This window comes from Nonomuraea sp. NPDC050680, assembly GCF_040654555.1.
GTDB lineage: Bacteria > Actinomycetota > Actinomycetes > Streptosporangiales > Streptosporangiaceae > Nonomuraea.
This window is the reverse complement of record NZ_JBFAIF010000002.1, coordinates 410,215-422,627: the sequence shown is the minus strand read 5'-3', so window position 1 is coordinate 422,627 and position 12,413 is coordinate 410,215. Positions and strand designations below refer to the sequence as shown.

General features: G+C 69.3%; 11 protein-coding genes. 7 read left to right on the top strand and 4 right to left on the bottom strand.

Annotated features, from left to right (window positions below; genetic code table 11):
* Positions 1–122: 122 nt before the first annotated feature.
* Positions 123–1,130, top strand: a complete 1,008-nt coding sequence (locus AB0H88_RS08440; RefSeq protein ID WP_357642624.1) for a GDSL-type esterase/lipase family protein — start codon at positions 123–125, stop codon at positions 1,128–1,130.
* Between the two features lie 41 nt (positions 1,131–1,171).
* Here AB0H88_RS08440 and AB0H88_RS08435 read toward each other — a convergent pair whose 3' ends face one another.
* A complete protein-coding gene (locus AB0H88_RS08435; protein ID WP_357642623.1) occupies positions 1,172–2,197 on the bottom strand; it encodes a LacI family DNA-binding transcriptional regulator in 1,026 nt (341 codons plus the stop codon).
* 160 nt (positions 2,198–2,357) lie between these two features.
* On the opposite strand from AB0H88_RS08435, the gene AB0H88_RS08430 reads away from it, so the two are divergent.
* The 6 genes from AB0H88_RS08430 to AB0H88_RS08405 all read left to right on the top strand — a co-directional run bounded on the left by AB0H88_RS08430 (position 2,358) and on the right by AB0H88_RS08405 (position 8,316).
* The gene (locus tag AB0H88_RS08430) at positions 2,358–3,173 is read left to right on the top strand and encodes an ABC transporter permease (protein ID WP_357642622.1); all 816 of its coding nucleotides are present in this window, start codon (positions 2,358–2,360) and stop codon (positions 3,171–3,173) included.
* 56 nt (positions 3,174–3,229) lie between these two features.
* Positions 3,230–4,252: an ABC transporter substrate-binding protein gene (locus AB0H88_RS08425; RefSeq protein ID WP_357642621.1), complete on the top strand. Its 1,023-nt coding sequence runs from the start codon at positions 3,230–3,232 to the stop codon at positions 4,250–4,252.
* Between the two features lie 2 nt (positions 4,253–4,254).
* Complete coding sequence (locus tag AB0H88_RS08420; RefSeq protein WP_357642620.1) at positions 4,255–5,037, top strand: ABC transporter ATP-binding protein; 783 nt, start codon at positions 4,255–4,257, stop codon at positions 5,035–5,037.
* Positions 5,038–5,076: 39 nt separating this feature from the next.
* On the top strand, positions 5,077–5,811 hold the full coding sequence (locus tag AB0H88_RS08415) for a hypothetical protein (RefSeq protein WP_357642619.1): 735 nt from the start codon (positions 5,077–5,079) through the stop codon (positions 5,809–5,811).
* Positions 5,812–5,926: 115 nt separating this feature from the next.
* Positions 5,927–7,381: a PQQ-dependent sugar dehydrogenase gene (locus tag AB0H88_RS08410; RefSeq protein WP_357642618.1), complete on the top strand. Its 1,455-nt coding sequence runs from the start codon at positions 5,927–5,929 to the stop codon at positions 7,379–7,381.
* Positions 7,378–8,316, top strand: a complete 939-nt coding sequence (locus AB0H88_RS08405; RefSeq protein WP_357642617.1) for a hypothetical protein — start codon at positions 7,378–7,380, stop codon at positions 8,314–8,316. Before AB0H88_RS08410 ends, AB0H88_RS08405 begins: the two co-directional genes overlap by 4 nt.
* Positions 8,317–8,360: 44 nt before the next feature.
* Here the strand turns inward: AB0H88_RS08405 and AB0H88_RS08400 are convergent, their stop codons facing one another.
* From AB0H88_RS08400 to cutA, 3 genes are all read right to left on the bottom strand, one after another.
* Entirely contained in the window at positions 8,361–8,816 is a 456-nt protein-coding gene (locus AB0H88_RS08400; RefSeq protein WP_357642616.1) for a hypothetical protein, read from the bottom strand.
* A 96-nt stretch (positions 8,817–8,912) separates the two neighbouring features.
* The gene (locus tag AB0H88_RS08395) at positions 8,913–9,965 is read right to left on the bottom strand and encodes a leucine-rich repeat domain-containing protein (protein WP_357642615.1); all 1,053 of its coding nucleotides are present in this window, start codon (positions 9,963–9,965) and stop codon (positions 8,913–8,915) included.
* A 56-nt stretch (positions 9,966–10,021) separates the two neighbouring features.
* Positions 10,022–12,412 carry an aerobic carbon-monoxide dehydrogenase large subunit gene (cutA, locus tag AB0H88_RS08390; RefSeq protein ID WP_357642614.1) on the bottom strand — a complete coding sequence of 797 codons (2,391 nt, stop codon included), beginning with the start codon at positions 12,410–12,412 and terminating at the stop codon, positions 10,022–10,024.
* Position 12,413: the final 1 nt, after the last annotated feature.

Sequence of the window (12,413 nt, the reverse complement as noted above, 5' to 3'; positions counted from 1 at the left end):
GAACCCCATATCCTCTCTCGCTCTGGGAGTCCGCGTGCTTCCCCTATGCGTCGGCACGGTCATCGGCAAGGGCGCCCCGCCAACCGGCTCGCCCCCATCGTCGCATCCAAGATCGGACTCTCATGAGGACCCGGCTGCTGCTGAGCACGCTCATCGTCGCCCTGGTCATGGCGATCACGCCGCGGGCCGAAGCGGCGAGAGGCGACGGCTCCCCCACCGACGCCAACATCTCCTTCACCGGTCGGTGGGACACCTCCGTCCCCACCGCGTACGTGCCGTACTGGGCGGGCGCCTATCTCACCACCGGTTTCACCGGCAGGACGGTCAAGCTGAGCCAGCGCAACACCATCGATCTGTACTACAGCATCGACGGCGGCGGGTGGGGCTACATCCAGAACGTACGTGGCACGGTCAGCCTCACCCCGACGCCGCTGGCCGCGGGGAACCACACCTTACGCCTTTCCTACCGAGTCGTCGCCGGGTCCTATCACGGTGACGCCGTCTTCCAGGGCCTCGAACTCGACCCGGGTGCCACGACGTACGCGGCCGCGGCCCCGCCCAAGCTGATCGAGTTCGTCGGGGACTCCATCACCGTCGGCACGACCACCTCCAAGAACGCCTTGACCGCCTATGGCTGGCTCATCGGCGAGCGGCTCGGGGTCAGGCACACCCAGATCGCCCAGGGCGGCGCCTGCCTGGTGGCGACCGCGGACGGCTGCGTCGGCCTGGAGGCGAGCTTTCCCAAGCTCAACCCCAACGCCGGCACCCCGAACTGGGACTTCTCCCGCTACCAGGCCAATGCGGTGGTGATCAACCTGGGCACCAACGACGTGGGGCACGGCGTGAGCACCACCACTTTCCAGACGTCGTACACCCACCTGCTGCAGGAGGTAAGGGCGGCGTACCCCGCGGCGGCGATCTTCGCGATGGAGACCTTCACCAAGCGGTACGCCGCGCAGACGCGAACCGCGGTCGCCGCTCGCAATTCCGCGGGCGACGCGAACGTCTACTACGTCCCCACCGAAGGCTGGTTGACCAGCGCGAACATGTCAGACAACGTCCACCCGAACGACAGCGGCCATGGGGTCATCGCCGATCGCCTGGCGCCGATCATCACCGCCAAGCTCTGAGCCTGGCCGGGGGCGAATGTCCGGAGCGAAGCGGAGGCCCTTTAGGGCGGCCCAATGGTGCTGGCGCGCAAGATGACCGTTCCCGGCACTCGTTCGATTCGCCTTCGTCCCCGGCTCCCCTCCCGTAGGGCCAGAGCGATCACCCGCTCCCCCATCTCCTCCAGCGGCAGCGACACCGTGGTCAGCGGCGGGGTCAGGTCCCGTACCACGGGGATGTCGTCGAAGCCCGCCAGCGAGACGTCCTCCGGCACTCGCAGCCCGCGCTCCCGCAAGGCGGCCAGCGCCCCCACCGCCATCACGTCGGTGGCGGCGAACAGGCAGGTGGCGTCGAGACCGCGGTCCAAGAGGGCGGACGCTCCGGCGTAGCCGCCCTCGCGGTTGAACGGGCCCTCCTCGATCTGGTCGACCGATACCCCGGCCGCCGCCAGGGCGTCGCGGAAGCCGCCGACTCGGTCCACGACGGTGCTGAGGCCGACCGGGCCCGACAGGATGGCGAAGCGGCGGTGGCCGAGGGCGAGCAGCGCGCGGGCCAGGGCGGCGGCGCCCTCGCGGTTCTCCGGCAGTACGGTGTCGACGCGCAGGCTGCGGTGCCGGCTGACCACGGCGACCCGGCCGCCGGCGTTCAGGTAGGGGCGCAGTTCGACGTCCATGGCCTGTTCCCAGCGGCGGTCCTCGAAGCCGGAGCCGATCAGCAGGATCGCGCGGGCCCGCTGGGCGCGCAGCATGGAGACGTAGGCCACCTCGCGCGTGCTGTCGCGGAACGTGCTGGCCAGCATCACCAGCAGGTCGCGCTGCGCGGCGGCGCGCATGACGCCCCTGGCGATGCCGGAGAAGTAGGGGTCACTGACGTCGTGGCAGATGACGCCGACGGTCTCGTTGGAGGCCCGGACGAGGGCCTGGGCGTGGGCGTTCGGCGTGTACGCGAGCTCGGAGGCGGCGGCCTCGACCCGCTCGCGCAGGTCTTCGCGGACCTTGGCGGTGCCGTTGAGGACACGTGAGGCGGTGGCTGAGGAGACTCCGGCGGCCAAGGCCACATCCCGGAGAGTGACGTGAACTCGATCGGCCACTCGCCCTCCTGTAACAGGAAGTTAACGACCATTGACCCCTGGACCATGCCGGGTTAGCGTACCGCAGGAAAGCGCTTTCAGATAGCGCTTTCTCGCATATGGCCTGATGGAACGCGATGAGGGGATACCTTCGATCGTGGTACAGACCGTTGATGGAATCGTGCGGCGCGAGAGTCCGAGCTCGCGCGACCGCATCGTTGAACTGGCGGACCGCTCCTGGCGGCCCTTAGCTCTGCTCGCCGCCTGCTACGCGATCTGGTGGGCGATCACCGAGTTCGAGATCGTGCCCAGGTTCCTCGTGCCCTCCCCCGGAGTCACGCTCCAGGTGATGGCCGACAAGGCCGGCTACCTCGCCCACCACACCTTGGTGACCGGCTACGAGACGGTGCTCGGCTTCGCGATCGCCGTCGTCGTCGGCATCGCCGCGGCCGTGCTGATGGTGGCCTCGGCGGAGGTCGAGAAGACCCTCTACCCGCTGCTGCTGTTCGCGCAGGTCGTCCCGAAGATCGCGATCGCCCCGCTGTTCGTGGTCTGGCTCGGGTTCGGGCTGACGCCCAGGATCGTGGTCGCCGTGCTGATCGCGTTCTTCCCCGTCGTCATCTCCATGGTCACCGGCCTGAAGTCGGTGGATCCGGAGATGCTCCAGCTGGCTTCGACCATGGGCGCGAGCCCGGCGAAGACCTTCGTCAAGATCAGGTTTCCCGCCTCCCTGCCGTTCCTGTTCTCCGGGTTGAAGGTCGCCGTGACGCTCGCCGTCACCGGAGCGGTCGTGGGCGAGTTCGTGGGCGGCAACGACGGGCTCGGCTCGGTCATCCTGCAGGCCAACGGCAACATCGACACGCCCATGCTCTTCGCGGGACTCCTCGTCATGTCCCTGCTCGGCGTCGTGCTCTTCGCCGCCGTCGAGTTCGCCGAGCGGCTGCTGCTGCCCTGGCACGCCAGCCGCCGCGGCGACGCCGTCACCGTCACGTACTGAGGAGCCACCCCGCCGATGACGTCACCCCCTGAGGACGCCACTCCACTGAGGACGCCATGAAGACACGCACGCTGATCGCCGCCATAGCCCCGGCTCTGCTCCTGTTCGCCACCGCGTGCGGCTCCGGCGGCGGCGAGAAGACCACCAGCTCGTCGGGCAAGCAGCTCGACAAGGCCACGCTCACCCTCAACTGGTATCCGTACGGCGAGCACGCGCCCTTCTACTACGGCAAGACGAAGGGCATCTTCGAAAAGCACGGCATCGACCTGACGATCCAGGCCGGGCAGGGCTCGCAGAAGACCGTCCAGGCCACCGGCGCCGGCCAGACGGACTTCGGCTGGGCCGACACCCCCGCGCTGCTCGGCGGAGTGAGCTCGGGCGTGCCGGTGAAGAGCCTGGGCGTCTTCCTGCAGACGACCCCGGCCTCGGTGCAGTTCTTCCAGGACAAGAACATCACCAAGCCGGCCGACCTGAAGGGCAAGACGATCGCCTCGACGGCCGGTGACGCGCTCACCAGGACGTTCCCGGTGTTCCTCAAGGCCAACGGGATGAGCGACGCCGACGTCAAGCTGCAGAACACCGACCCGGCCGGCAAGATCGCGGCGGTCATGTCGGGGCAGACGGACGCGCTGCTCGGCTACGCCTCCGACCAGGGCCCGACCATGCAGAACAAGGCCGGCAAGCCGGTCGCGTACCTGCGCTTCTCCGAGTTCGGCCTGAACTACTACAGCAACGGCCTGCTCACCTCGTCGTCCTTCCTGCAGAGCAAGGCCGACCTGGTCAAGCGGATGGTCGCGGCCACCAGCGAGGCGTGGGCGGCGGCCGAGAAGGACCAGCAGGCCGCGGTGGACGCCATGAAGGGCGCCTCGGAGCAGCTGCCGCCGGCCCAGGTGCTGCTCGACCAGTTCAAGACCACGACCACGCTGCTGCACACCGACGCCACCCAGGGACAGGCGCCGGGCGTCAACACCGAGGGCGACTGGCAGAAGACGATCGACACCTTCGCCAAGGCCGGACTGGTCTCCAACCCACAGGCGCCCAGCGCCTACTGGGACGCCAGCGTGGCGCCGAAGGGATGACCGTGACGCAACAGACCCCCGCCGTCGAGATCGACAAGGTGGCGGTGCGGTTCCGATCGAAGAAGCGCGACGTGGTCGCGCTGGAGAACGTGTCGATGGACGTCCGCCCCGGCGAGTTCGTGTCCATCGTGGGCCCGTCGGGCTGCGGCAAGTCGACGCTGCTCAAGCTGGTCTCCGGGCTGCTCAAGCCGTCGGCGGGCGCGGTGCGGCTGCTCGGCGGCACGGTCGGCGGCCCGCGTCACGACGTCGGGTACGTCTTCCAGCGCGCCGCCCTGCTGGAGTGGCGTTCGGCGCGCAAGAACATCCTGCTGCAGGCCGAGATGCGCGACATGCCGCAGAAGGAGGCCGCCGCCAGGGCCGACGAGCTGATCGAGATGACCGGGCTGACGGGCTTCGAGGACGCGTTGCCGCATGAGCTGTCCGGCGGGATGCAGCAGCGGGTGGCGCTGTGCCGCGCGCTGCTGCACCGGCCGCCGGTGCTGCTCATGGACGAGCCGTTCGGCGCGCTGGACGCCCTGACCAGAGAGCAGATGAACGTCGAGCTGCACCGCATCTGGCACGAGACCGAGACCACGGTCCTGCTCGTCACGCACTCCATCGCCGAGGCGGTCTACCTGGGCAACCGGGTGATCGTCATGACGCCGCGGCCCGGCACGATCTCCGAGATCATCGACGTGGCGCTGCCGCGGGTACGTGACTACGCGGCGACCATGTCCCAGCCCGCCTTCGCCGCCGCGACAGGCCACATCCGCGATCTGCTGGGGGCCGCCACGCACAACGATTGACCGCTCGGATCCACCCCCTCCCCCACTGAGAGGATTCCGATGCCCACATTCGTCCGCTTGTGCGCGCTCGCACTGGTGCTGGCCCTGACCCAGTTCATCGCGCCCACCGCCCACGCCGCCGACCACGTGGAGGCCGCCGCGAAGGCTCGCGACTGCACGTTGGGCCGTACGGCCGTCCGCAACACCAACGCCGCCACCAGCTGGGCCCCGGTGACCCCCGCCAAGTGGCAGTTCCCCGGCGACCAGGTGATCCTCGCCGAAGCCGGGGAAGCGCGCCCCGGCCCGCGCCGCCCCTTCGAGTACGCCGTGCTGACCAAGGGCCCCGTCTTCGGCTCGGTGCAGATCGATGCCGAGGTACGGCTCGACACCCCGACCAGCGTCAGCAACCGCGACGTGATCATCGTCTTCGGTTACCGCTCCGACCTGCAGTTCGACTACGCCCACCTGTCGCAGGACAACACCATCTATCCCCACAACGGGATCTTCGTGGTGAACAACGCCGACCGCCTGCGCATCGACGACCAGTGGAACGGCCAGGTCGGCGCGCCGCCCGCGGTCACCGATGAGGCGTGGCACAAGGTCCGCGTCCGCTACTGCACGGACACCGGCCGCATCGAGGTCTTCATGGACGGCTCCACGACACCGCTGATCACGGCCACCGACCGGACGTTCACCTCGGGCCGGGTCGGCTTCGGCTCGTTCGACAACATCGGGCGGGTGCGCAACCTGACCGTCACCGGCACACCGGCCCGCGCCGACCGCTCCCAGCCCTGACCCCCTGCGTCGAGCACCGAGAACCCCTGACGTCACTCTTCTTGACTCCCCCCACTTCTCCCCTTTACCGTCCCTGGTAAGCGCTTTCCAACAACCCCTCAGGTGGTGCACAGGAATGCCGAAATCCCCTCTCCGGTACCTCTTAGCAGCACTGCTGGCGACCGCGCTCTGGGCGCCGCCGGCAGCCGCGATGGACTCGACCCCGATCGACGATCCCATTCCGGAAAATCCCACCGCGTCCGGTCTCACGCTGACGCTGACCGAATACGCCACCTTCCCCAAGACCGAGCCGGTCCCCACCCCCACCGACCAGCGGCTGATGCGCTGGGCCAGGATCAACAACCTCGGCGAGATCCCCGACGGGTCGCACCGCCAGTTCGTCAACGACCTCAACGGCAAGCTGTACTTGCTGAAGAACGGCCAGCCGCAGGAGTACCTCGACGTCGGTGCCACGTTCGCGCCGGACTTCCTCTCCGGCCGCGGTCTGGGATCCGGGTTCGGGTACGTCGCCTTCCATCCGGACTTCGCCCGTAACGGCAAGTTCTACACCGTACACACCGAGTGGGGCGCGGCCCTCACCACCAAGACGCCGGACCTGACGCCTCAGCCCGACACCAAGTTCCACGGTGTGATCACCGAGTGGACGGCCACGAACCCGAAGGCCGACACCTTCAGCGGCACCCGCCGAGAGGTGCTCAGGCTCGGCGTCAACGGCCAGATCCACGGCATCCAGCAGATCGACTTCAACCCGTACGCGAAGCGCTGGGACGCCGACTACGGCCTGCTCTACGTCGCCGCGGGCGACGGCGGCCGGGGCTCGTCGAGCGACGACCCGCAGAACCTCGCCATCCCGCAGGGCAAGGTACTGCGCATCGACCCCCTGGGCACGAACGCCGCCAACGGCAAGTACGGCATCCCGGCCAAGAACCCGTTCGTCACCAAGGCCGGCGCGATCGGCGAGATCTACGCGTACGGCATGCGCGACCCGCACCGCTTCAGCTGGGACCCGCAGGGCAACAGGCTGTTCGTCGGCCACATCGGCGAGCACGCCATCGAGGCGATCTACGAGATCAAGGCCGGTGACAACCTGGGCTGGAGCGAGCGCGAGGGCTCCTTCGTGTTCAACAAGGCCGACCGCTGCCATCTGTACACGCTGCCCGACAACGACGCGTCGTTCGGCTACACCTACCCGGTCGCGGCCTACGACCACGACCCGCCGCCCGGCCACTCCTGCACGGCCGACAGCGGTCACGCGGTGGCCGGCGGATTCGTCTACCGCGGCTCGCGGCTGCCCCTGCTCTACGGCAAGTACCTGTTCGGCGACATCGTCGACGGCCGCGTCTTCTTCACGATCGCCGGCCAGATGAGGCAGGGCGCCCCGCGCGCCACGATCTACCAGCCCAAGCTCGTGAACGCGAGCGGTGCCACGATCACCATGAAGGATCTGGCCGGGGACGCCCGGGTGGACCTGCGCCTGAGCCGCGACGGCGCGGGCGAGCTCTACCTGCTGTCCAAGGCCAACGGCAAGATCTGGAAGGTCACCGGCGCCCGCATGACGGCGACGCCATGAGGCACCGCTATCTGGCCCCGGTGCTGGCTCTCGTCCTGACGGCGACGGTCGCCACTCCGGCCGCCGCCCACGACCGGCCCGGCGTCCTGCCCACGCTGCGCCCCAACCTCATCGCCGCCTACGACTTCGAACACCCGGTCCCCGGAAACCCCGCGCAGGAACGCGACCAGGGCAGATCGGGCACGGACCTCACGCTGATCAACGGCGGTGCCGCCATGCGCAACGGCGACGGCGCGCATCGGGGCAGCCGTCAATCGATCCAGCTCCAGCAGGTGAACCCCGCCACGACGGGCAACGACGACTGGAAGGCCGGGATCTACTCCGAGACCGGAGTGCCCACCCTCCACGCCTTCAACGCCGTCAAGGGCGCCACCGTCATGGGCTGGTTCAAGATGACCGGCGAGAACCCCAGCCCCAACTCCAACACCGCGGACCCGGCCGACCGCTACGGAGCGATCGGGCTGGCCGGGGTGCTCACCGGCACCTCCCAGGGCCACGACGTCAGAGCGCTGCTCGAACTCATCACGGTCAACGGGGAACTGCGGGTGGTCGCGCTGGGCAGGCGCGTCGACGGCAGCAGTTCCCAGACCTTCGCCGCGAGCGAGCCGTGGCAGAGCGTGCTTCCGCAGGACGAATGGGTCTTCCTGGCAGCCACGTTCGACTACGACAACGCCGCGATGAAGCTCTACAAGAACGGCCGCCCGCTCGACGGTTTCTACACGCTCACGGGTGATCCGTGGGGCGTGGAGGGAGCGCCGGAGCCCGATCTCACCTCGGCCAGCGACCCCAGAGGCATCAAGATCGGAGGTAGCTATCCGCAGAACACCAGAGAGAACAACCCCTGTAACTGCCGGATGGACGATCTGATGTTCCTCGACAGGGTCGCGGCCCCCATGGAGATCTGGGCCCAGTACAAGCTGGCGACCGGAGGCTGAACGGCTGAGGCTGGGAGGACTCCCACCGCCTTCCCAGCCCTCCGTCAGCCGTTAGGCTGCATCTGTTTGGTCCTGTGGTCCTTGAGATGGAGCTCACCGTGGAGACGCTCCTTCAACGCGTCTAGCACCTTGCGGCTGGACAGCACGGTCCATCGGTTGCCGACCAGGTGCGGGTTGTATTCGGGCGCGGTGTCCATCCAGGCGTCCTTGCCGGCCTGGGTGGCGAACGTGTTCACGAAGAACTCGCCGTCCTGGGTCTTGCAGAAGCCCGTACGAAGATCCGTGGCGTTCACCTGGATCTTCGGCTTGCACCCGACCTTCTCGGCCAGTTGCTCGACGGTGTAGACGTTGTTGTCGACCGTGGCGGGCTTCTGCACGATGGGCTCGCCCCCGGCCATCGCGGCACTCTGGCCGGCTCCTACGGAACCACTGGCGTTCGTACAACCGGCCACGAGCCCGACCAGCAGCGCAGTAGCGGCCAGACGTGGAAATGTCGTCATGTGCCGAGATACGCAACCCCCGTAGGTGGGGTTCACTCCGGCCGAGATTAAACCGAGATTCATCCGAGACCTCGGGCCAAGAAGCGACCGGCGACCTCAGCGCAGGACGACGCAGCCCCGCTCCGCCAGGCGGCGCAGCGCGTCAGGCTCGCCGTCGAGCTTGTTCCAGCGCAGGTCGAGCTTCTCCAGCGCGGGCAGCTCACCGAGGCTCTCCGGCAGCGTCCTGAGCCGGTTGTTACGCAGATCCAGGTGCGTGAGCCGGGCCAGCCCCGCGACGGCACCGGGCAGCGAGCGCAGCTGGTTGTTCCGCAGGTCGAGCACGCGCAGCTCGCCGAGCCCGCCGATCGAGTCAGGCAGCGCGGCCAGCCGGTTGCCCTGCAGGTGCAGCTCCCGCAGCCGGCCCAGCCCGCCGATGGAGCCGGGCAGCCTCTCCAGACGGTTGTTGTAGAGCCGCAGCTCGACCAGCGACGCCATGCGGCCGAGCGCCTCAGGCAGGCCGGTCAGCCGGTTGTCGGTCACGTTGAGGTAGGCGAGCCGGTCGAGCCGGCCGATCGCGGCGGGCACCTCGGTGAACCGGTTGTCACTCAGATAGAGATAGTCGGTCAGGCCCAGGTCGCCGATCGCCGGCGGGATGGCGGCGAGGTCGTTGTGCCCGAGGTCGAGCATGCGCAGCCGGGTCAGCCCGCCGATCGCCGCGGGCACCTCGGTGAGTGCGTTCTCGGCCAGGTTGAGCGATTCGAGCCGGGTCAGCTTCCACAGCGCGTCGGGCACGCCGGTCAGCCGGTTGCCGCCCGCCGCCAGGTGCCGCAGCCCGCCGCCGAGCCGCTCGGGCAGCCTCTCGATGGCGTTGCCGTACAGGGACAGCGTCTCCAGGTACGGCGGGCAGCCGGGCACCTCGGTCAGCAGGTTGCCGTCGAGGTGCAGCGCCCGCAGCGCGGTGAGTCCCGCCAGGTCCGGCAGCGAGCGCAGGCGGTTGCCGTCGAGCCGGAGCTCCGCCAGCGACGTCAGACCGCCCAACCAGGCGGGGAGGTCGGCGAGCTCGTTCCAGGCCAGGTCGATCAGCCGGACTCCGCCGAGCTCGGCGGGGTCCGAACCGGGGAACGTGGTCAGGCCCGCGCCGGGTGCGCGCAGTTCGTCATGGATCGTCACGGCGCCGATCATCGCACGCCGCCACGGGAAGCGCGCCTTCCCGCCTAGGTGCCGGGCTAAGCGTCCTGTTGGGTGCCCGGCTCGGCATCCTGTCCGGCGAGGTTCCTGAGGTCGAACAGCTCCGACGGCGAGATCGGCATGCGGTCGATCTCGATGCCCTCCGCGTCCTCGATCGCCCCCGCGATCACCGCCGAGACCGGGATCACCCCGGCCTCCCCCGCCCCCTTGATGCCGAGCGGATTGAGCGGCGACGGCGTCTCCAGGTGGGCGGTCTCGATGTGCGGGATCTCCGTGACGTACGGCATCAGGAAGTCCATGAACGAGGCGTTGAGCAACTGCCCGTGCCCGTCGTACACCATCCGCTCGTACAGGGCGCCGCCGATGCCCTGGGCCACGCCCCCGTGGATCTGCCCCTCCACGATCATCGGGTTGATCAGCCGGCCGCAGTCGTGCACGACCGCGTACCGCAGGACCTTGATCTCGGCGGTCAGCGGGTCGGTCTCGACGATGGCGGCGTGCATCCCGGCCGCGAACGTGGACCTGATCGGCGAGTAGTAGTCACGGCCCTCCAGCCCCGGTTCGTCGCCCTCGGCCACCGGCGGTTTGTCGGGCGAGGAGATGCCGGAGAACTGGGTGGCCTTGGCCGCCTCCTCGTCGAAGGCGTACCGCAGCGGGTTGGCCAGGACCGCGACCGTGGACAGCGGGATCGAGGCGGACGGGGTGCCCACGACGTGCACCAGGCCGTCGGCGATCTCCAGGTCGGCCGGGTCGGCCTCCAGCGCCTCGGCGGCGATGCGCAGCGCCTTCTCCCGCACCTTGCGGCAGGCCAGGGCGATGGCGTTGCCGCTGACCACGGCCGCGCGGGAGGCGAACGTGCCGACCGCGTACCCGAACCTGCGGGTGTCGCCGGTGACGACCGAGATCCGCTCGATGGGCACGCCCAGCTCGGTGGCGGCGATCTGGGCGAACGCGGTCTCGTGTCCCTGCCCCTGCGAGGTGAGCCCCGTGGAGACGTGCACGCGGCCGTCGGAGGTGATCTGGACGTGGCCGCCCTCGTAGGGGCCGACGCCGGTGCCCTCGACGTAGCAGCCGATGCCGATGCCCCGGTGCCGGCCGGGCTCGAAGTCGTCCCAGCCGATGAGCTCCTTGAGCATGCGGAGCATCTCGGGGTAGTCGCCGCTGTCGTAGATCAGCGGGCGTCCGTCCTGGAAGATCAGGCCCTGGTCGTAGGGGAACTCGTCGGGCCGGATGAAGTTCGCCGCGCGCACCTCGGTGCGATCCTTGCCCAGGTAACGGGCGATCTTGTCCATCGTCCGCTCCATGCAGAACACGGCCTGCGGCCGCCCCGCCCCCCGGTACGGGGTGACCTGCACGGTGTTGGTGTAGACGGCGGAGAACTCGACCCGGTAGGCGCCGATCCGGTACGGCCCGAGCAACTGCGTCGAGGTGATGATCGGGACGATGATCCCGTACGGCGTGTAGGCGCCGTGATCATGCAGGATCGTCACGTCCAGCCCGTTGACCACCCCGTCGTCGTCGAAGCCGACCCTGACGTGCTGCACCTGACCCCGTTCGTGGGCGGAGGAGATGAAGTGCTCGCGCCGGTCCTCGGTCCACTTGACCTCCTGGCCGAGCCGCATCGCCGCCCACGGCACCAGGATCTCCTCCGGCCACGGGTGCACGATCTTCACCCCGAACCCGCCCCCCACGTCGGGCGCGATCACCTCGACGTGCGGCAGGGGCAGGTCCAGGGTCGCGGCGACGGCCATGCGGACGCTGGTCGAGGTCTGGGTGCTGGTGTAGACGCGCAGGTCGGAGCCGTCCCACCGGGCGTACACGCCGCGGCCCTCCAGCGGCATGCTCGCGCTGCGCTCGATGTCGAGCCGGAAGCTCAGCGTGTGCGGCGACGCCTCGATGGCCTCGCGGGCGCTCCGGCCCGCCGCGTTCGGCACCTCCTGCACCAGGTGGGCGCCCACATTGTCCGGTACGTCCTCGTGGACGAGCTGCGCCCCCTGGACCGCCTCCTCCAGGCCCACGACCGGCTTGAGCGGCTCGTAGTCGACCTCGATCAGCGCGCAGGCGTCCTCGGCGAGGTAGCGGTCCCTGGCCACGACCATCACCACGGGCTCGCCCACGTGCCGGACGACGTCCCTGGCCAGGGGGTAGGCGGTGCGGCCGTGGGTGAGCGCGGGATGCGGAATCAACAGGGGCAGGGGCCGGCCCACCCGCTCGGGCAGGTCCTCCCAGGTGTAGATGGCGACCAGGCCGTCCACGTCGAGCGCGGCGCTCACGTCGACGTCGCGGACGCGGGCGTGGGCGTGCGGCGAGCGCACGAACGCCGCGGCCAGCGCGCCGGAGCCCAGGTCGTCGAGGTAGCGGCCGCCGCCGGTGAGCAGCCTGGGGTCCTCCCGGCGCTGGACCGGCTCCCCGAACAGCCTGGTGGTCATC

Coding starts and splice junctions, on each gene's coding strand:
- AB0H88_RS08440 (WP_357642624.1), top strand. CDS start 123: ATGAGGACCCGGCTGCTGCTGAGCACGCTCATCGTCGCCCTGGTCATG.
- AB0H88_RS08425 (WP_357642621.1), top strand. CDS start 3,230: ATGAAGACACGCACGCTGATCGCCGCCATAGCCCCGGCTCTGCTCCTG.
- AB0H88_RS08415 (WP_357642619.1), top strand. CDS start 5,077: ATGCCCACATTCGTCCGCTTGTGCGCGCTCGCACTGGTGCTGGCCCTG.
- AB0H88_RS08410 (WP_357642618.1), top strand. CDS start 5,927: ATGCCGAAATCCCCTCTCCGGTACCTCTTAGCAGCACTGCTGGCGACC.
- AB0H88_RS08405 (WP_357642617.1), top strand. CDS start 7,378: ATGAGGCACCGCTATCTGGCCCCGGTGCTGGCTCTCGTCCTGACGGCG.
- AB0H88_RS08400 (WP_357642616.1), bottom strand. CDS start 8,816: ATGACGACATTTCCACGTCTGGCCGCTACTGCGCTGCTGGTCGGGCTC.
- cutA (WP_357642614.1), bottom strand. CDS start 12,412: ATGACCACCAGGCTGTTCGGGGAGCCGGTCCAGCGCCGGGAGGACCCC.